Origin of the sequence: Flavobacterium aquiphilum (assembly GCF_027111335.1) — a bacterium.
GTDB classification, from domain to species: Bacteria; Bacteroidota; Bacteroidia; order Flavobacteriales; family Flavobacteriaceae; genus Flavobacterium; species Flavobacterium aquiphilum.
Map to the genome: position 1 here is coordinate 2,028,901 of NZ_CP114288.1, position 21,592 is coordinate 2,050,492.

Sequence of the window (21,592 nt, forward strand, 5' to 3'; positions counted from 1 at the left end):
GTGTTAATCCGTTAGATCCGTGACATCCGTGGGCAATTGCTTAATGGTTTTTCACGAGAGACACATCATCGACATAACAAAAAGCGTTTGCCAAGCCCTCGGCCAAAAATCCAATTACGACTTTTTCATTATCGATCTTTATGTTTTCGATTTTTATTGTTTTCCATTCGGTGTTTTCTTCGGTAATGCTGTATGTCAGGGTTTTTCCGCTGCTGGAGGCGTACATTTCGAGCTTGGGAAAGTTACCGCTATTTTTGACTTTGGCAGTCAGTGTATAACTTCCTTTTTCGAGTTTTGTAAAAGGTGAAGATGTAATGGTTTGGCAAACTTCGCGCTTGAAATTTACTTTATCACTTATCGCCAGACTTTTTTCGCCAATGACAGACTTTCTGTCCATTTCGCTGTTATTATGGTTCAGGTACGGCGAAGTGATGGTGTCAAAACTGGTTTTATTTCCTTCAATGATTTTAGTATCCCAACCGGTTAAATGTTGTTGTACTGGTTTCACCGGATTGGGGACATTTCTGCGGTCGGCTTCGAAGCTTCCGTTTTTGACAAAATTATTGTCGGCAGCAACGTTCCATTCGCCCGTTTTTGCATTCAGGTTCCAGGAACCAAGCGAATTAAAGTACGGATTATGTCCATCAAACGACAGCGGAAACCATTGGTTATAGCCTAATCCGTTTCCGGCAAAATTTGCCCAGCGGTCGCCACAATAAACAATCGTTTCCTGTTTGCTGCCTTTTACGTTTACGAAAAATCCAGTTTGGGTAACGTGGGCGTAGTCATCGGCACAGCCGTCCATGACCAGCATCCCTTTCGAAGGAAGATATGGCCCGCGGATATTATCGGCCACTAAGTAATACGCCAAAGAGGAATCCCAACCATAAATATTGGAAGCGCACATATAATATTTGCCTTTGTGCTTGAACATACAATTTCCTTCACGGTTTTCACCTTTGAAAATTTCGGTGCAATCCAAGAGGTTTACCATTCCGTTTTTGATACCTATTTCCGAAACGTAAATTTTGTTTCGACCTTGTCCGTAACTGTAAATAAGATAGGATTTTCCAGTGTCCTCGTCGGTAAATACAGTTTGGTCTCCAGTGTTGGTCGTTCCAATCATTTCTTTCATGCTTATTTGCTGGTGCCATGTGAACTGCCCAGTTGGCGTGTCCGAAACGGTAATCAACACTTCACCGCCGTGTTGGACAAACATCGCGTATTTTTTTATTTCGGGAACATAGGCCACACCCAATCGACCGACCCAAGTTTTGTGGTAGTCGCTTCTTTTTTTGAGTTCGTCATTGGTCAGTACATTGGCCTCAAAAGTCCAATTAACCAAATCGGTCGAACTATAGCAAGTAACCGCTTCGAATGTGTTTCCTTTTAGAGTCACTGATGGATTGTCGCGATAGATATCGGCTTCTTTGTAATATACGCCGTACCAGTAATATTTTATTTCGCCTGTTTTTGGGTCGGGAAATTTGAAGATTCCGCCTCCTTGACTGTTTATGGGAAGTTTGTTTTTGGTGTACCAAAAAATATCGTTTTTGATATTCAGTGCTTGGGCGTTTGCAGTTTGTAAAGTACTTACTGTTATTGTAAAAACTAAGAGAATCAGTCTAATGAAAAGGGAATGATTGCCTTTATTTCTTCTGAATATTTGTTTGGATACAGTCATAATATAATGAATAAAGTAAGTGTCCAATTTCTTTAACGGGAAATGAAGTTGGCTTATTATTGATTTTTAGATAAAGTAAAAATAGATTTTAGCCAATCAAATGCCATCCTGCCGAATCCTGTTTTTTGGAATTGAGGAAAGCGGATAGTACAGGATACAAAAAAAAATAGAATGAAATAAATTTGAGAATTATGTGCAATAATCTTAAAAATGTATCGAAATAATTATTCAATTTTTAAATTCTTAAGCAAAGAGATAATTGGCATCTTTCTTTTGATGAATATTACTATTGCAATTGCACAAGTTCCCGGAAAAGCTGATGCAATCTATTCAGGGATACCTTGGTTTGACCAAAACGGAAATATTGTGAGCGCTCATGGTGCTAATATCATTAAGGATAATGGTAAGTTTTATCTTTTTGGTGAAGCCCATAGCGATAAGGGTAATGCATTTGAGGGATTTAATTGTTATTCATCCAAAGATCTTTATAATTGGAAATTTGAACGCGTGGCACTTCCTGTACAAAAAAGCGGCAAATTAGGGCCTAATCGTGTTGGTGAAAGATGCAAAGTGATGAAATGCCCTAAAACAGGTGAGTATGTCATGTACATGCATGTTGATACGCTGACGTATAAGGATCAGTTTGTTGGTTATGCTACTTCAAAAACGGTTACCGGACCTTATGAATTTAAAGGGGCTTTACTATATGATGGAAAGCCAATTAAGAAATGGGACATAGGGACTTTTCAGGACGAGGATGGCTCGGGATATATCCTTATTCACGGAGGCGAAATTTATAAATTGGGTGACAATTATAAATCGGTTGTGGAGCAGGTGAACAAAAACATGACGTCTGGATTTGAAGCCCCAACGATGATAAAGAAAGACGGTCTTTATTATTTAATAGGTTCGAATCTTACGAGCTGGGAGCGCAATGACAATTATTATTACACTTCCAATTCTGTCAAAGGGCCATGGGAATCGAGGGGACTAATCGCACCCGAGGGTTCATTGACTTGGAATTCACAAGCAACTTTTGTCTTGCCGATTCAGGGAACAAAGGAAACGACCTATATGTTTATGGGTGACAGATGGTCATTCCCAAAACAGGCATCTTCGGCAACTTATGTGTGGCAACCACTTTCGGTTTCGGGGACAAAATTGAGTATGTCAACTTATAAGGATGCTTGGAAAATAAATGTTTCGACGGGAGTTGCAGCGACCGTAAATGGTACCGATAAAATCATCGAAAATACGGATAGCCAAATTAAATACTCAGGCAATTGGAAGCATTTGATTGATGGCAACACATCTGAAAGTAAATGTGACGAAAAAGAGGCTTCGTTTTCGGTTGAATTCAGTGGTAGCGAAATTGCCTTATTCAGTTATGTAGGAACTGAAAATGGTTATGCAAAAGTCGTTTTATCGGATAAAAAAGGGAAGGTGCTTTTAAGTTCTGTAATTGATATGTACAGCAAATCACCATTATCAACACCCGTTTTTCGATCACCAATTTTGAAAAAAGACAGTTATAAATTAACCGTCTCAACAACTGGCGAAAAATCAAATTGGTCCGATAAACGGAAAACAGATTACGGCAGTACAGGTTATTTTATTTCTTTGGATAAACTATTAATTAAAGACTAAGTCTAATTTTTCTATTCAGTTACAACATTGACAACAATATGAAGAAATACTTTTACATATTAACTTTCCTTTGTTTGATGCCTTTTTTTAAGGCGAATGCGAATGCTGCGCAAAGTCCTTTTAATCTGCGGACTTGTGATAAGGTAAAACCAACAGGTACTGAACAAAAGCCATTTTTTGGTTGGTATAACAGTAATTCCAAAGAAAGCGAAATTCAAACGGCCTATCAGCTAATCGTGGCTTCAAAACCAGAGTTGTTAGCTGCCGGAAAAGGAGATGTTTGGGACAGTGGCAAAATAATGTCGCGTATGCAAAACTATATTGATTTTGGAGGAAGTTCACTTTCTCCGGCAACACGCTATTACTGGAAAGTACGCACTTGGGACAAAGAAGGAAAAGCAAGCGCTTATTCTGAAATGACCTATTTTGATACAGGGCTTTTCCATGCCGAAGATTGGAAAGGTTCGTACTGGATCAGACGCAACAGTAAAGATCCAAATATCTACACCTATTATCGCAAAAAAGTACAACTTTCGGGCAAGTCGGTTAAGAAAGCGATGCTTTACTTATCTGCTTATCACAACTATGAATTGTATCTTAACGGAAAAGAAGTTGGAAAAGGGATGGCGTATCATTATCCGCAATTTGCCTATTACAATTCGTATGATGTAACGGCAATGGTAAGCAATAACAATACTATTTCGGCAATGACTCATTGGTATGGCGGCGGTCAGGGAAGAGTGAAAGGCGACGACCGTTTTATATTAAAAATGATTGTTACTTATGCTGATGGGACAAAAGCTGTTTTCGGTACCGATAAAAGCTGGAAACAACATGTTGTAGATGCTTTTAACCCAAATACCAAACAAAGAAACGGTGAGGGTGTTGGTTACATTGATATCATAGACAGCCGTAAAGAAATTGCAGGTTGGAATTTGCCAAATTTTGATGATTCGGCTTGGGAAAATGCCGTTGAAATTGGCGATCATCCTTCGGCACCATTCGTTGGTGAACTTAAACCTGAATTTACTGAATTGAAGGAACAGAAACTCAAACCCGTTTCGGTAAAAGATTTGGGCAATGGCAGTTATATAATTGACCTCGGAAAAATCTATGCAGGAGTACCGGAAATTACTTTTAATGGAGGTAAATCAGGAGATACAATAAAAATGAGGGGAGGATTTGTTTTAAACGAAAACGGTACAGTTTCGGAAAAAATTAATCAGAATACTGATCTTTCGTATTCTTTTGTGTTGAATGGTAAAAGCTGTGTTTTCAAGCCGGTCGTTTACTTTGGATACCAATATTTACAGGTAAATAATTCGCCTATAAAATTAACAACCGACAATGTTTCTTTTATTCAAAGACATTATGAACTTGACCCTACTCGTTCTCGTTTTTCGTCTTCAAATGTTATGCTGAACAAGGTTTGGGAATTAATGTCCCGTTCACTGATTCTCGGGGCACAGGAAAGCTTTGTGGATACTCCAACACGCGAAAAAGGAGGATTCCTCGGTGATGGATGGAGTCAGGGAGTGGCGGCAATGAAGGTAATGGGTGACAGGGTTTTTAACCACAGGGTTTTGCTTCAGTTTTTGGATTCGCAAGACCAATATTGGCCTGACGGAAGACTAAATGCCGTATATCCAAACGTAGATGGCAAACGTGATATACCTGATTTTACCCAACAGTATTTAATCTGGGTTTGGGATTATTATACGCAAACAGGAAATCTTGAATTCCTGAAAACTAATTATGCTAAAATTAGAAAAGTTGCCGAATATGTTGATTCCTATAAAAATCCAACCACGGGATTAATTCATAACCTTGCTGGCGGAAGCGGTGGATACAAATATGGAATTATTGATTGGCCAGAAACCATGCGTTATGGTTACGATATGAGTACAAGTGCTCGCACTGTGATTAATGCGTATGCTTATACCGATTTTGATATTTTATCCAAAATTGCCGAAGTACTAGAAAATAAATCTGATGCGGATTCTTTTCGCGCCAAAGCAATAGCGATTCGCGAAGCCATCAACAAAAACCTGATTAATTCCGACGGTCTTTATATCGACGGACTGCTCGAAGACGGTAGCCAAAGCAAGCATGTGTCGCAACACGCGAATATGTTCCCGATCGCTATGGATATTGTTCCTGAAAACGATAAAAAAGCAGTTATCAATGCTATAAAAGAACGCAAAATGAGTGTCGGAATGGTAACGGCGCGTTTTCTACCACAGGCATTGGGACTTTCTGAAGAAGGAGATCATTTACTGGAACTTTACACCAATCCGGAATGGGATGGCTGGGCAAAGACAATTTCAAAAGGAGGAACTGCCACCTGGGAATCTTGGGATGCACTGGAAACCAATCAAAGCATGTGTCATCCTTGGGGAACAAGCGGACTTATTGGGATGCAGGAATTTATTTTGGGCGTGAAATCCATGAAACCGCAACATGAATTAATCCAGATTAAACCACTTGATTTTCATGGGAAATTAACAAATGTATCAGGAACAGTACCAACGGATAAAGGAGACATTCAAGTGGCTTGGGAAATCAAACCAAAAATCTATCAATTGACGCTTATCAGCCCAAACAATGTTTCTGCCGAGGTTTATATTCCAAAAGGTAATTCAACTTCAAATGAAATTACTGTTAACGGAAAAGTGATAACAGCAAAACCTGTCGGTAATTATCTGCTGTTAGAAAACATCGGTTCCGGAAAACATATATTCGAAAAACAACTTTAATTTTAAACAACAAACGACAAATAATAAACAACAAGCAAAATGAAGAACTTTTTTAGACTGTTAATTTGCCTCATCGGATTTTCGCAAATGACTTTTTCACAAAAAAAACAACCAGAAACCTTTCCTGATGGAACGGCAATTTCTAGTTGGTTTAAGGATTACACTAAAATTAAATTGGAAAGTTTGGGGCAGAAATACACGATTACTGACCATGGCGTAAGCACTGACAGTACCAAAATCCAAACCAAAGAAATTCAAAATGTGATTGACAAAGCCTCTGCAAATGGAGGAGGGGTTATCGTGATTCCGAAAGGAGTGTTTTTGAGCGGAGCCTTGTTTTTTAAGCCAAAAACAACTTTGTACGTTGCAGAGGGAGCAACTTTGAAAGGATCTGATGATATTTCCAATTTCCCAATTATGGCTTCGCGAATGGAGGGGCAAAACTTGGACTATTTCCCTGCTTTGGTAAATGCTTATGGAGTTGATAATTTCTCCATTTCGGGAAAAGGAACCATCAACGGAAACGGTAAAAAATATTGGGATGCTTTTTGGGCACGACGCAAAGAAAACCCAAAATGTACCAATCTTGAGGTTTCGAGACCTAGATTAGTGTTTGTTTGGAACTCAAACAACGTACAAATTCAGGACGTAAAATTGATTAATTCCGGTTTTTGGACGAATCATTTTTACAAATGCAACAACGTAAAAATATTGGATGCTTATATTTTTTCACCTCATAAAGAAGACAAAGCCCCAAGTACCGATGCGATTGATATTGATATTTGCAATAACTTTTTGGTAAAAGGTTGTTACATGTCAGTTAATGATGATGCCATTGCACTAAAAGGTGGAAAAGGACCTTTTGCTGATCAGGACAAAAACAACGGGCCAAACACCAATATCATTATCGAAGACTGTCATTTCGGATTCTGTCACTCGGCATTGACCAATGGAAGCGAAGCCATCCATAATCGAAACGTAATCATGCGCAATTGTAAAATCGACGGAGCTTCACGATTATTATGGCTAAAAATGAGACCTGATACGCCTCAACTTTACGAGTACATCAGAGTTGAAAACATTACTGGTGAAGCCAAAACCGGACTTGCTGTTTTTGCTTGGAAACAATTCTTTGACTTGAAAGGCCGTCCTGATGTTCCGTTGTCTTATGGAGACCACGTTACCTTAAAAAATATTACCCTAAAATGCGACACCTTTTACGGAGTGGAGAAAGACCCGAATGTTCGTTTGACCAATTTCACTTTCGAAAATATAAAAGTAGAATCGGTTAAAACAGACATCGACAAAAGCTTGATAAAAGGCGTGACTTTCAAAAATGTTTATGTGAACAACAAGAAAGTGGATTAATTTTTTTAGGAGCAGAAACAAAGGCTTTTTTGTAAACATTGGTCCCGCTATCGCCTTTATCTCTGCGAGGATATCGGCTCTATCGGGGCTAAGGGCAAACAATAAGCTTTTTTGGATACAAATGCTAGAACTATTAACTTCTACACCTAGTTTGTTATTCCGACGGGGGAGGAATCTCCGCAAGTAATTCCACAATCAAAATCCCCAATCTTTGTCGATTTTCTAACGGAGATTCCTCCTCCGTCGGAATGACAAAACTGCGTGAGAAAGGTTTTAATAATAAATTACAAAGACAAAATTTGTGTAATTAAATTTCAGAAAATATAATTAGTGACAATTCGTGTAATTCGTGTTCAATTAAAAAAGATAAAAATGAATAAAAAGACGCTTGCGATATTCTTGGTCATAGCCAATTTTTTTACCCAAATATCATTTGGTCAGGATAAAAATGCATCGGATTATCCAATAGCCGATTCAAATCAGGCAGCGTCAATTTTTATCTCAAATAACACCGATCCATTAATTGAATGGGCTGTAAACGAATTGGCCGATGACGTAAAAGACATAACGGGCAAGCGTCCTGAAATTGTCAAAACAAACACATTTGCCCAAAAAGGAATTTACATTGGTGAGGCGGGAAACGCTTTATTTCAAACCAAAACAGTTTCAAAGGAACTGAAAGATCAGTGGGAGAAATTCAGTGTCAAAAAAGATAAAGACAATCTTTTGATCGCAGGGAGTGATGTCCGCGGAACTGTCTATGCCGTTTTTGAAATAGCCGAACGTTTGGGAGTTTCCCCTTGGAAATGGTGGGCTGATGTCAATCCAATCAAAAAAGAAAATCTAATCCTGAAATTGCCCCAAAGCGGAATCATTTCATCACCATCGGTGCAATACCGCGGTATCTTTTTAAACGATGAAGATTGGGGATTGGAGCCTTGGGCCGCAAAAACTTTTGAACCCGAAGTTGGGAATATTGGTCCAAAAACTTACGAGAAAATATTTCAGTTGTTATTACGCTTGAAAGCCAATACGATTTGGCCGGCGATGCATCCTTGTACCAAAGGCTTTTTTACCGTTGCCGGAAATAAAGAGATGGCACAGAAATACCATATCGGCATAGGCTCTTCTCATGCAGAACCTATGTTACGAAATAATGTGGACGAATGGAAACCGGAGATTTATGGTGACTACAATTATTTCACTAACAGTTCGAAAGTAAACAAATATTGGCAAGACCGATTGGACGAATTAAAAGCCGCCAATAACCAAACGATTATAACTTTGGGAATGCGAGGCGTTCACGATAGTAAAATGGAGGGAGCCAAAGACGTTAAGGAATCCATGGTAATGGTTGATAAAATAATTGGTGTACAACGCGAAATGTTGTCCAAGACTTTCCAAAAACCGTTAAAAGACATTCCGCAAGCTTTCGTGCCGTATAAAGAAGTTTTGGAACTGTACGACAACGGACTAAAAGTTCCGGATGACGTGACTTTGGTTTGGCCGGATGACAATTATGGTTACATCCGTCGTTTGAGTGATGAAGAAGAGCAAAAACGCAGCGGCGGCAGCGGTGTTTACTACCATTTGAGCTATTGGGGAAGACCTCACGATTATCTTTGGCTGAGTACCGTGCAGCCGGGCTTAATTTGGTCTGAAATGATGAAAGCTTATGAAAACGGAGCCAAGAAAATGTGGATTGTGAATGTGGGTGACATAAAGCCGGGGGAATATGATATGGAACTTTTTCTCGATTTGGCTTGGGATGTCAACAGCATAAAATCGGATGGGTTGAATCAATATATGAAAAATTGGGTAGCCAGAGAGTTTTCTCCTAATATGGCAGAAGAACTTAGTGCAGTATTTGAAGAATATTATCGATTGGCATTCCTCAGAAAACCGGAATACATGGGATGGAGCCAAACAGAGCCTACAACTCAAATAAAACCTTCTGATTTTACTGAAGAAGAATCTTTAGAAAGAATAAAGGCTTACGATAATTTGATTGAAAAAATTGGAGACCTGTATTCTACTATTGGAGTAGATACTGGGCCATTTGTTCCCGACGAAAGAGAAGATGCTTGGTTTCAATTGGTAGTTTACCCAATTGAAGGAGCTGCGTATATGAATCATAAATTTTTATATTGGAATTTAGCTGCATTGACGACCGATTTGAAACAAAAGGAAAATTATTTGAATTTATCTGCGAATGCTTTCGAGAAAATTAAGGAACTCACCGAATATTATAACACCAAAATGAGTAAAGGGAAATGGAATGGGATGATGTCGATGCATCCAAGAAATTTACCCGTTTTTGATTCTATAAAAGCAAGTGCAATTCCGCAAGAAACATTGGTAAAACCAATTTCCAAAACCATCATTACGATTCAGGGGAATAAGTTTGTCGCAAATAGAGGAGTCAAAAACTACAAATGGGGAGCTATAAATGGATTTGGCTACAGCAATAATGCCGTTACCTTGTTTCCTTTTAAGCATAGTTATTTTAAAAGTGAAAAGCCTTCTGTTTCCTATGAATTTGAAGTGGAAAAAACGGGAGACTACGAGATAGAAGTTCATTTTATTCCAACACATGCCAATAAATTTGACCATGAAATTGGGGTACAAGTAGATCAGAACGAAAGAAAGTCTTTTTTGATAAATACAAAAGACAGGGACAATACATGGAAACAGAACGTTTTGCGAAACAGCGCGATTGTGAAAGTGCCTGTTTCCATTAATACCAAAGGAAAACACACAGTCAAAATTGAGGTCAATCAAACGGGAATTGTACTCGATTATATGGATATTAAAAGCAATTTATAGATAGAATTCTAATCAAAAACCGACTCTTAATAATTTTTTTACGGATGAAAACAGGTCTTAGCGGAAAAAAAATACAGTTTTTACTTTTATTGTTGCTTTGTTTTTCTGTCTCTTTTGGACAAAAAAGCAAAAGCAATTCGGCAGAAAAGCCCAACATTATTTTAATTATTGCCGATGATGCAGGATGGAATGATGTCGGCTATCATGGTTCAGTAATCAAAACACCCAATATTGATAATTTAGCCAAAAACGGAGTAGAACTGAACCGCTTTTATGCGAGTCCAACTTGTTCTCCATCGAGAGCTAGTTTATTGATGGGAAGACCGTCAAGCCGCATGGGAATTGTAGCGCCAATAAGCGATAAAGATCAAACGAAATTACCGGATTCCATTCCTACATTGCCTAAATTATTGCACCAAAATAATTACCAAACAGCCCTTATCGGTAAATGGCATTTGGGATTACAACTTAGTAACGGCCCAAAAGCGTACGGATTTGATTATTCGTATGGCTTTTTGCACGGACAAATCGATCAATACACACATCTGTACAAAAATGGCGATAAGAGTTGGTATAGAAATGGTGAGTTTATCGAAGAAAAAGGTCATGCCACTGATTTAATCACTACTGAAGCCATCAAATGGATTTCGGAAAAAAGAGATCCAAAGAAAAACTTCTTTTTGCAAGTAGCTTATAGCGCTCCACATTTTCCTTTGCAGGAAGAACAAAAATGGAAAGATCCTTATATGAATTCCATAAAAGATCCTTCACGTAGGGATTACGCCGCGGCAATGAGTCATTTGGACAACAGTATCGGAATATTGCTCGAAAAATTAAAACAAGCAAAACTGGATAAAAATACCGTGGTCATTTTCTACAGTGACAATGGCGCTATGGAAAATTGGGATTCCAGAAATGAATACGGCGGAATTCATCCTTCAAATACAACGCTTGGAGACAATTCGCCGCTTAGGGATTGGAAAACGTCTAATTATGAAGGAGCGGTCAGAGTGCCTTGTGTGGTGTATTGGAAAGACCATTTGAAAAGCTATAAAAACTCAAGTTATATCTCTGTTATCGACCTTTTGCCGAGTATTTTATTTTTGGCGGGAGATACCAATTTGCCAAAATCTATTGAAGGTAAAAATGTTTGGTCAGCAATTGCTGAAAATCAAACGATACCCAATCAGGAAATTTACATCAGAGGGCATTTGCAGGAATGTTTAATCAACAGTCCTTGGAAAATAATAAGAACACGACACGGAAAAGGAATCCCGACAGATTATGAGCTTTATGATATAGAAAAAGACCCAAGCGAAAAGAATAATCTTTGGGCGCAAAATGAAACCATTGCTTCGCAAATGAAAACGGCTCTTGAAAATCAATTTAAAAAAGACGCTGAAAAAGTGAACAAATAACCAATTTAAAATAAAAAGGATGAAATGTTTTTACCTTAAAAAACCACAGAATTTACAGTCTGTTTTCTTGTTTCTCTTTTTGGCTTTGGCCACAAACGCCTTTTCGCAAGCACGCAAAATAATCAATTTTGATAATGGTTGGCAGTTTATAAAAGAAGATGTTTCGGGTGCCGAAAATCCCGCATTTAATGATAAACAATGGCAAACACTCAATGTTCCTCATGATTGGAGTATCGAAGGACCTTATGACAGGGCGAATCCTTCCGGTCGAGGCGGAGGTTATTTGCCTTCGGGGATTGGTTGGTATCGCAAGACTTTTGAAATAAGTAAGGCTGATGCCAATAAAATGTGTTCTATTGAATTTGACGGAATAATGGCAAACAGCGACGTTTGGATAAATGGCAAACATTTGGGTAAACGTCCTTATGGTTACATCAGCTTTAGTTACGATTTGACGCCTTATTTAAATTTTGACAAGCCGAATGTTATTGCTGTAAGAGCTGATAATTCAATTCAGCCCGCTTCCCGTTATTATACTGGGGCAGGAATTTATCGACACGTTCGTTTGGTTTCGGTTAGTCCAACACATTTTAAGCATTGGGGGACATTCGTTACAACACCAACTGCGACTGCTGCTAAAGGAATAATTAACATTAAATCCGAAGTGGAAAATAAAGGAACTGCAGGCGATTATAAATTACAAATCGATATTATTGACAGTAAAGGAAAGATTGTCAAAACGGTCGAAAGCCAAAAGAATATTGGGGCTAATGGAAGTGTTTCGTTTGCACAGGATATTGAAATCACGAACCCAAAATTATGGAATGTTGAGGAACCAAATCTATACAGCGCTGTAACCAAATTATATTCGGGAAAAACACTGATTGACAATCAAACCATTTCTTTCGGAATTAAAAAAGCGGATTTTAAAGCTGAATCCGGTTTTTGGTTAAATGAAAAAAATATAAAATTAAAAGGAATTTGCTTGCATCACGACGGAGGGGCAGTAGGAGCGGCCGTGCCTTTGGGTGTATGGAAAGAACGTTTTAAAAAACTGAAAGAGGTGGGGGTAAATGCCATTCGTACTTCGCATAATCCTGTTGCTCCTGAGTTTTTGGATTTATGTGACCAATTGGGGTTTATGGTAATGGACGAAACTTTTGACACCTGGACAGCAGCCAAACACAATGGAGAGCAAGGCTATAATTTATACTTTAAAGATTGGTGGGAACAAGATACAAGGGATATGGTTTTGAGAGACAGAAATCATCCTTCGATTGTTATTTACAGTATCGGAAATGAAATCCATGATGATTTAAGTTACCCTGAAGGATACAAAGCCTACAAAATGCAGGAAGATGTTGTAAAGAAATATGATGAAACCAGACCTGTGACGATGGCTCTTTTCAGACCGGCAAATTCCAAAGTTTATCTTAGCGGTTTTGCAGAGCACATGGATGTTGTTGGACAAAATTATCGTGAAAATGAATTAATCGCCGCACATGAAGCACATCCAAACTGGAAAGTTATTGGAACCGAAAACACGCATGTTATAAGCCAGTGGCTTGCTTTACGAGACAAACCGTACATGGCGGGACAATTTTTATGGACAGGTTATGATTATTTAGGCGAAGCCGATTGGCCAGAAACAACAAATAATCAAGGTTTGTTTGACAGAGCAGGGAATTGGAAACAACAATCGTTGCAAAGAGACAGTTGGTGGTCACCTGAACCTGTTGTGCATATTGTGAGAAAGTCCGAAAATGCAGGCGAAGGAAATTGGGTAGGCGATTGGACGCCAAATGATTTTGATACCTATGACAATGCAAAAGTCAATGTGTACAGCAATTGTGACGAAGTGGAGCTTTTCCTTAACGAAAAATCATTGGGGACTGTAAAAAAACCGGCAGATGATTCACCAAGAGAATGGAATGTTACTTTTGAAAAAGGAACGATAAAAGCAATTGGCAAAAATAATGGCAAAGTTGTCGCTCAGGAAGAATTTGAATCAGCGGGAAAACCAGCAAAAATTGTGATTTCAAAAAGCAATCCTGCGCTTTCAAACAATTGGGATGACGTCTCTTTTATTACTGCAACTATAGTCGATGATAAAGGTGTACGATGTGCCAATGCTGACAATTTAATTAAGTTTTCGGTTTCTGGGGCTGGTAAAATAATTGCTACGGACAATGGTAATATTATCAGTCATGAAGACTATCTTTCTCCTGAAAAAAGAGCTTTCAGCGGAAAAGCAATTGCTATCATAAGAGCCACTCAAGATACTGGAAAAATAGAAATTAAAGCCAGCGCCGAAGGTTTGGAAGGAGGAACAATAATAGTTGAGGTTGTTTCTGAGAAAATGAACTAATAAAAATGAAAGTGAAAAATCCTCGGAAACCGAGGATTTTTTGTTATAAATAGTTTGAATAAATAACTGTGGTGTTTTAATTTCCTCCTATTTCAAAACACCCCAAATCAGGTGCTTTTCCTTTGAATGGGTAACCAATATCCGTTCCAGCGTCAATTAAAGAACTTGACGGATTCAATCTCATAAAATTATTATCAGGAAGACTTCCGTCGGCTTGTCTTGGAACAGTCAAAAATGATTCGTCTAAACTTAGAAAATCAGAATCTTTAATAGTTAAACCTAAGTCGAAATAATTGTTTTTTAAAGTACAATTTGATTTATCGATATTGACTAATTCCCTGCCCGTTGCGGCATAACCTAAATTATTACTCAGCACATGTCCCCAACCTTGGGTGTCTTTAAGATAATCTACAGGTTTTTGGGCTTTTCGGTTCAGCATATCATAGTTTGCCCTATTCTTGTAAGCAGAATTGTTGTACCAATTGTTGCCGTTTAAATGATGATTGGCATAAAAGCCCGCTGCCTTATTTCCCACAGCAAGACAAAACTGAATCGTATTTCGCGGTATTGGGTTAGGCAATTGTTCCAAAGGAGCACTGGCATAGCCACCGGATTTGAAACCATTTCCGTCGGCACGCCTTTTAAAATCGGAAGTGTAACCATTATAAAAAGCCCAGCAATGATCAATTAAAACAGGCTCGGCAGAGTTGATTAAATCAAATCCGTCGTCACTGTTAAACCAAGAGCGGCAACCTCTAAAGACATTGTTTTTATTCCCTTTCGGGGCGTGGCAACCAAAACCATCTGTATTTCCACCTACACCATTTTCGGAAACCGAATCCCAATTTTGATAAGCATCGCAATTCAGAATCAAGTTGTTAGAACCTTTCGTAATGTAAACTCCAATCGCCATGCCATCGTGCAATTTCAGTTGTTCCAGAGTATTGCGATTTCCCTGCACCTCAAAACATTCCGATTGAGTATGTGTTTTTATCGTAACCTGAACAGCAGTAACTTCAATCCCTTTAATTTTGATATTATTTCCACTCACTAAAAAAGCGATTACACGACGGTTTTCGGGTTTAATGTTGCCATAATTAAAAACAGGAGTTTCATTAGGGAAAGCCAAATAGTTAATGCCGTTTTTGTCGAGTTTGGTAACATAAGCCCAAATTTTATAATACTGGGCAATCTGTTCTTCCCGCATCATGTAAAGGCCGCCTCTGATATAAACCGTATCTCCTGAACTCGCCAGCTCTTGAGCTTTTTTGATAGTTTCAACCGGACTGTTTTTAGTGCCAGGATTATTGTCGTTTCCATTTGGAGCAACATAATATTCGGCCGAAAAAGAAAAAAAGCAACTTAGGAAAAAGGCAAAAAGTAAAATTTTGGATTTCATGTGCAATCAGTTTTTGGGTTTAGTAATAGACTCGAGTTTGCTTATTTTTTGGAGCAGAAGCATGTAGTTTTTTTGGAAGCATTGTTCCTGCTGTCCGCTGTATTCCCGATTTAGAATAACTACGGCTAAAAAGCCTTGTTTTTCTAAATCGGGAGATGCCGCTTCCATCAGGGCTAAAAGCCAACAATTTGTTTATTAGATATTATTCCAAATCAAAAGTTTAATTGTAGAATTCAGTTTTACAAATAAAAAAAACTCTCGTTTAGAGAGTTTTTTAGAAGTTTAATTATTTAATTATTTCGGAATTTCAATATAATCCTTCAGTCCGCAGTCTTTTAATTTTTTAATGCTTTCAGCAACCGTAAGTGCATTCAAATTAGCTCCTTCAGCGCCGGTGTGGGTATGGTCTTTCGGGAAAAACTCTTTTACTTTTTCTTTGCCCAAAGCTTCATATTTCAAAGCCACAATTTCGTTTAAGTCAATATAGAAAGCACCTGCTTTATCAGCTGCTACTTTAGACCATTGGCCATAAGTGTCAGCTCTTCGTTCTACTTTGTCGTTCGGCCATTCGTTTCTTGGCGTTTGGCTTAAAACAATTGGTACAGCTCCTTTTTCTTTCGATTCTTTAATGAATTTTTCCATGTACCAACCAAATGTATGAACCGTTTCGGTCAAACTGTCGCGAACCACTTGTTGGGTTTCATCACCATTCCCTTTTAGCGAACCTCTGAATTTCTCTTTATCAACCGCTCCGGCATCATTATGTCCAAATTGGATCAAAATAAAATCTCCCGGCTGTATCTGATTTTTGACAGCATCCCACAATCCTTCTTTGGTAAAAGTTCTGGTGCTTCTGCCTCCTCTAGCTTTATTGAGCACGATAACTCGGGTTGTATCGCAATAAGTTGGAAACGCAACTCCCCAACCCACGGCATTTTCATTTTTGTTATCAGCCATTGTCGAATCACCAATCAGGAAAATTCTCTTTTTGGCAGGAAGTGTAATTTTTGGACTTTTCAGAATATAATTTTTTAACGAATTGTTGCTTTTTTTTAATTCAGAAATAATCACCGAAGCCGAAAGAACAGCACCTTTTGCAGAGGTATGTGTATGGTCTTTTTTATAGAAATAGTTTCCGGTTACTTTAGCTTCACCCAACTTTTCCATTTCGATGGCCATATTATTGTTGAGTTCGATAAAAGTTACGTTTTCCTTTTCGGCAATTTGTTTTGCCCACAATCCATATGATTTATCGTTTCTCGGCACTTTCCCTTCTTTCCAGTCGTTTCTTGGAATAGGGGAGCAAATGATTGGGATTGCTCCTTTTTCTTTTGCTTCTCGAACTACTTTTTGAATGTACCAACCGTAACTGTGAACGACTTCATGTTTTTTTGTCAGCAAATTATCAATTTCCTGCGTTTCGTTTCCAATTCCTTTGATGGTTCCTCTTGCGCGAAGCGTGTCATTCAAAGGCCCATCATCGTTGTGCCCGAACTGAATTATTACGTAATCACCTTTTTTAAGTTTTTTATGTACAGCTTCCCATAAGCCTTTATCTTGAAAGGTACGGCTGCTGGTTCCTCCTAAAGCGTGGTTCTCGACTTTTATTTTGTCGGAATCCAAAAACTGACCGATATAATCGCCCCAGCCCCAAAGTCCACCATCGCCTTTTCCGCTTCCATTTTTTACGGTAGAATCTCCAACAGTATAAACGGTAGGGATTTCTTTTTGTTTTTCTGTAAAATTAACTAACAATAGCGCCAAACAAAGGGCAGAAAATATTTTGATTAATTTCATATGTAGGTTTTATAAAAATTATTTTTCAGTAAATGTTCTAAAATCAAACCATAAATTCATTGATATTCCGTCATCTCCTTTTTTGATACGGATGTTGGTTGGCTGGCTTTCAGGGCCTTGTTGTTCCAAAGGTTTGAAATCCCTCATAGCCGGAATTTCATACATGAAAGAGATGTCACCTGCTGGAAAATCAGGCTGCGGATTACTTCCTGGGAATCCATTTTTAGGCAAATCGGGAGTAAATAATCGCAAGAACAAATTATCAGATTCGCTGAAAACTTTAAATGACGATGCTCCTGCTTTTAGGTTAGCACCCAACAAATTGGCGTGATAACCTTTGAATTCAGGGTAAATTAAATTCTCGAAACTTTCTCCCGTGATAGTTGTGTTGTAATTCTTTTCCCAAACGCCATAAGTAGTTCCTTTGATTCGGTTTTTCCAAACATGGTAAGGGCCTCTTCCAAACCATTTAATGCCTGTAACTTCTTTTTCAGGGAAACTGAAAGTGATTCCGAACGAATTGATTTTATCTTCAAAATAAGCACCGTCAAAACCACCTGCATTTTCGGCATTTTTCAAGGCAAGAACTTCCATTTTAAACCTTCCGTCCGGGCACATTATCCATTTGATGTTGTTTAACCCACCGGAATAAGAGACTGTACAAACCGCATTTTCTCCTTCTTGCGAAATTTGAATATCTTTTAATTTGGCTTTCATCCCAATCGGGCGAGGGCCGTTTGTTAACGGAATAATAGACGTAGCATTTTTGATTGTCGAAATTTCTCCGGTTGTGCTGTCCAAAGTCACAGTAACATTATCTCCTGCTAATACAACTTGATTTCCGTTGCGGGTCACAGTAGCTTTTGCTTTTGTTGCTTTTGAAATTAAAAATTTAGAAGCATAAAATTTTGGTTTATGAATTGGCCAAGTCCAAGTGTAAATTTCTTTCCCGAATTGGTCTTTTGCAGTAATCGACAAAACATCTCCTTCTAAAAAGTTGGAAGGAATAGCAAATTGTATTTTGCGTGTTTCACCCGGTTCAATACTTGGAATTTCGATTTTACCTGAATTGATATTTTTTGCGACAGCATCGGTATAAAGAACATCGGCATCCGATTTCATTATTTTATATTCCATTGTGCAGGAATTCAAATTGCTGAACAGATAATCATTTGAGATTAAAAATGTACCGTCAAAAGTTTCTGTTACCTGTTTTGGATGAAATTGTATAGGAGCCCAAACTTCTTTTACGGTATAATAACTACCTTCTCTTTCACGATGAGGGCCAAGAATTCCGTCAGCTGCCAAAGAACCTTTAGAGTCAAATTTAGCATCTCCTTTCCAGTCCGAACGAAATACGGCTTCGTCTAACATCGCCCACATAAATCCTCCGGCAAACAGAGGGCTTTGTTTGTAGCGGGTCCAAAAATCTTCTAGCGCGGCTCCGTGACCATTATCGTAGGTTCCGTGCATGAATTCCGTTGGGAAAAATACGTTTTCACCGCTGTTGAATCGGTGCATACCTGTCAAATAAGTTGGATAGTGATGTGTGTCCCAACCATTGAAATCAGACCAAGGGTGAATAACGATTCTTTTTTGAGGGTCGTTTTCAGCAAATACTTTATCCACATCATAATTCCATCCACCTTCGTTTCCATTGTCCCAAATGATTAACGATGGGTGATTAACATCACGGGTAATCATCTCGGTGGCGAGTTTTGTTCCGGTTTTGGTGTCATACGAATTTTGCCAACCGGCCAATTCATTCAAAACAAACAACCCCAAAGAATCACAAACATCCATGAAATGATCGTCAGGAGGGTAGTGGCCTCGCACGGCATTCATGTTCATGTCTTTCAACAACTGTCCGTCCAAAATACTGATGCACTTGCTGGTGCTTCGTCCGCCTTCCGGCCAAAAGGAATGGCGATTGATTCCTTTCATTATGATTTTGGTACCATTTACATAAATTCCGTCCTGTTTTTTGAACTCCAAAGTTCTGAAACCTATTTTTTTATCCAATTGATGAAGTACCGTTCCGTTTTGTTTTAAGGACAGTTCTAAAGTATATAAATTCGGATTTTCAGGATTCCACGGTTTGATATCTTTCCATTGTGCGGCGATGGTTTCTTTCACGCTTTTGGCTTTAATCGGAAAAGAAAAAGTTTGAAAGTTTTCGCCGTTCGAACCTTTTAATGAAGCCTCAATAACTGTGTTTTTTGGAATGTTTTTAAGGTTCATATCAATAGTGATTGAACCGTCCATTTTTGGATTCACAGCAATATGCTGAATTTGAGTTTTCGGAGAAACTTCCAGCCATACCGGACGATAAATCCCTCCAAACAACCACCAGTCAGCCCTGCGTTCCGCAGCGTTAACCGAATTGTTGCTCGATTGTTTCCAAACATGAACTTCCAGTGTGTTTTTGGCTCCAAATTTTACAAGTGAACTAATGTCATATTTGAATTCATAGAAACCGCCTTGATGAATTTCTCCGGCCAATTTTCCGTTTATTTTCACCTCAGTATCGGTCATAGATCCGCCAAAAGTGATCAAAACTTCTTTGTCTTTATAATCAGTTGGAACCTCAAATTCATATTTGTAAAGACCTTCTTCTTTGCTTGGTTCTTTTTGGTTCAACTCTTTGTACCATCTTCCATAAGTGTACTCACCAAAACCTTCGAGTTCCCATTGCGAAGGAACGTTTATTTTTGTCCAGGTTTTGCTGTTATTTCCTTCGGTGCAATAAAAATCCCATTTAACAGGATGTTCAAAATCTTTTCCCGAAAGGAATATTTTTTCGGTTTGTTGTGCATTGCTATTTAGCGAATAAAAAACGGCTAGCGTAGCAATTATAAAAGATTGAAAAGTGTTTTTAGGTAGCATAATATTTTTTTCAAGCGAATTAATTCCCTTCGGGTTTAACAATCTCAAAACGAGTACTCATTGGTAATGTCCAGTTTGCAATATAATTTGGGTTTTGAGGGTTGTAAAGAGGAGTTTCTTTGGTTAAGTATTTTTTCAAAGGAATGTCTAAATCACGAATACCTTTAGTCACACAAAGCGCAATTTCATTGGCACCAAAACTATTGAAGTGAGTGTTGTCATCCAATGCTTTTTCCTGTCCCGGAAAGGTATTGGCAGGATATTGTACAAAAGCTTTTCTCGAAGGTTCGTCACCCCATTTTTCATACAATTGAGTGGTTAAAAGTGTAATATCAATAAGAGGCACATTCGTTTTTTTAGCTACGGCGCGCATGGCATCGGGGAAATCTCCATGTGTCGCTTTTAGGGATCCGTCGGGATTGAAGAAGCGACGTTGTGTAGGCGTAACTAAAATCGGAAAAGCTCCTTTTGCTTTGGCTAACTGAACATATTCGGTCAGTAAATCAGAATAGGATTTCCAAGGTCCATTTTCTTCGCCTTTTAGTTTTTCGTCATTGTGACCAAATTCAACAATCAGGTAATCACCTGGTTTTATTACTGACATAATTTTTTTTAATCTGTTGGTTGCCTTAAAAGAACTCAACGCCGAACCGGAAACGGCATAATTAGCAATCACCACATTTTGGTCAAAATAATTTGTGATAAATTGTCCCCAGGAAGCCCAAGGCTCTATGTCTTGGTCTGTTACGGTTGAGTCTCCCGCAAGGTAAACAACGGTTAGATTATTTATAGGAGTGATTTTGATGCTTTGCACGGCAACATTTCCTAAGAATTCCAAAGTCAGTTTTTCGTCCCAGTTTAAGTCATCTTTTTCACGATCTTTAATGTTCATGCTGCTTGTCTCGTCAATTTTAATAGAGCGGATATTTACATTAAATACTTTAGTGATTTTTTCTCCTTTATTGACAGGAAGTTCTTTCAGCATTAATCTTCTGGATTCAGCTTTAATAGTCACATTCGAAGCTGCTTTTTCACTGCCCAAAGTTACTTCAACCTGATAGTTTCCTTCGGGAAGTTTTACGGAGAAATAACTTGGTTTTTCAGCAAGGAAAGCATTGGAAGAAAGCGTCACGTTTGAAGCAGAATTTAGATCAAATCCATATCCTGTTGTCGGGTTATAAATTAAAGGAGTAGTAATTGCAGTCCCTTTATTTGATTTTTGGGCAGAGCCAAAATAAAACAGTTGAGGCTTTGTAGTGTTTTGATTGTTTGCTTTTTCAGAAGTGATTTTTTGTCTTTCTAAAGTGCTGTCATTATGATTTGCGAAGAATTTGCAAGGCATAATAAAACAAATAAAAGCGACCAATAACGATGTCCTGATTTGTGCCAATTTATTAAGTTTTTAGGTTAGTTAGTTTTTTCAAATCTAGGAGTTCCAGTTTA

11 protein-coding genes are annotated in these 21,592 nt (G+C 38.3%); 6 read left to right on the plus strand and 5 right to left on the minus strand.

The features are described 5' to 3' along the window. Positions 1–40 precede the first annotated feature (40 nt). Entirely contained in the window at positions 41–1,684 is a 1,644-nt protein-coding gene (locus tag OZP12_RS08615; RefSeq protein ID WP_281228657.1) for a family 43 glycosylhydrolase, read from the minus strand. A gap of 210 nt (positions 1,685–1,894) precedes the next feature. On the opposite strand from OZP12_RS08615, the gene OZP12_RS08620 reads away from it, so the two are divergent. From OZP12_RS08620 to OZP12_RS08645, 6 genes are all read left to right on the plus strand, one after another. Then, positions 1,895–3,331 carry a family 43 glycosylhydrolase gene (locus tag OZP12_RS08620; protein WP_281228658.1) on the plus strand — a complete coding sequence of 479 codons (1,437 nt, stop codon included), beginning with the start codon at positions 1,895–1,897 and terminating at the stop codon, positions 3,329–3,331. Positions 3,332–3,369: 38 nt separating this feature from the next. Further along, on the plus strand, positions 3,370–6,087 hold the full coding sequence (locus OZP12_RS08625) for a family 78 glycoside hydrolase catalytic domain (protein WP_281228660.1): 2,718 nt from the start codon (positions 3,370–3,372) through the stop codon (positions 6,085–6,087). Positions 6,088–6,126: 39 nt separating this feature from the next. Next, positions 6,127–7,455, plus strand: coding sequence for a rhamnogalacturonidase (locus tag OZP12_RS08630; protein ID WP_281228661.1), 1,329 nt, complete (start codon positions 6,127–6,129; stop codon positions 7,453–7,455). A 372-nt stretch (positions 7,456–7,827) separates the two neighbouring features. Beyond that, entirely contained in the window at positions 7,828–10,281 is a 2,454-nt protein-coding gene (locus tag OZP12_RS08635; RefSeq protein ID WP_281228663.1) for a glycosyl hydrolase 115 family protein, read from the plus strand. 44 nt (positions 10,282–10,325) lie between these two features. Then, positions 10,326–11,699 carry a sulfatase-like hydrolase/transferase gene (locus tag OZP12_RS08640; protein WP_281228666.1) on the plus strand — a complete coding sequence of 458 codons (1,374 nt, stop codon included), beginning with the start codon at positions 10,326–10,328 and terminating at the stop codon, positions 11,697–11,699. A 19-nt stretch (positions 11,700–11,718) separates the two neighbouring features. After that, the gene (locus OZP12_RS08645; protein ID WP_281228667.1) at positions 11,719–14,067 is read left to right on the plus strand and encodes a glycoside hydrolase family 2 TIM barrel-domain containing protein; all 2,349 of its coding nucleotides are present in this window, start codon (positions 11,719–11,721) and stop codon (positions 14,065–14,067) included. Positions 14,068–14,143: 76 nt separating this feature from the next. Here OZP12_RS08645 and OZP12_RS08650 read toward each other — a convergent pair whose 3' ends face one another. The 4 genes from OZP12_RS08650 to OZP12_RS08665 form a co-directional block, all read right to left on the minus strand. Further along, positions 14,144–15,466 (minus strand): right-handed parallel beta-helix repeat-containing protein, encoded by a 1,323-nt coding sequence (locus OZP12_RS08650; protein ID WP_281228668.1) that lies wholly within the window; start codon positions 15,464–15,466, stop codon positions 14,144–14,146. 294 nt (positions 15,467–15,760) lie between these two features. Continuing rightward, positions 15,761–17,263: a rhamnogalacturonan acetylesterase gene (locus tag OZP12_RS08655; RefSeq protein WP_281228669.1), complete on the minus strand. Its 1,503-nt coding sequence runs from the start codon at positions 17,261–17,263 to the stop codon at positions 15,761–15,763. 18 nt (positions 17,264–17,281) lie between these two features. After that, a complete protein-coding gene (locus OZP12_RS08660) occupies positions 17,282–20,149 on the minus strand; it encodes a glycoside hydrolase family 2 protein (RefSeq protein ID WP_281228670.1) in 2,868 nt (955 codons plus the stop codon). Positions 20,150–20,168: 19 nt separating this feature from the next. Then, complete coding sequence (locus OZP12_RS08665; protein WP_281228671.1) at positions 20,169–21,539, minus strand: rhamnogalacturonan acetylesterase; 1,371 nt, start codon at positions 21,537–21,539, stop codon at positions 20,169–20,171. Positions 21,540–21,592: the final 53 nt, after the last annotated feature.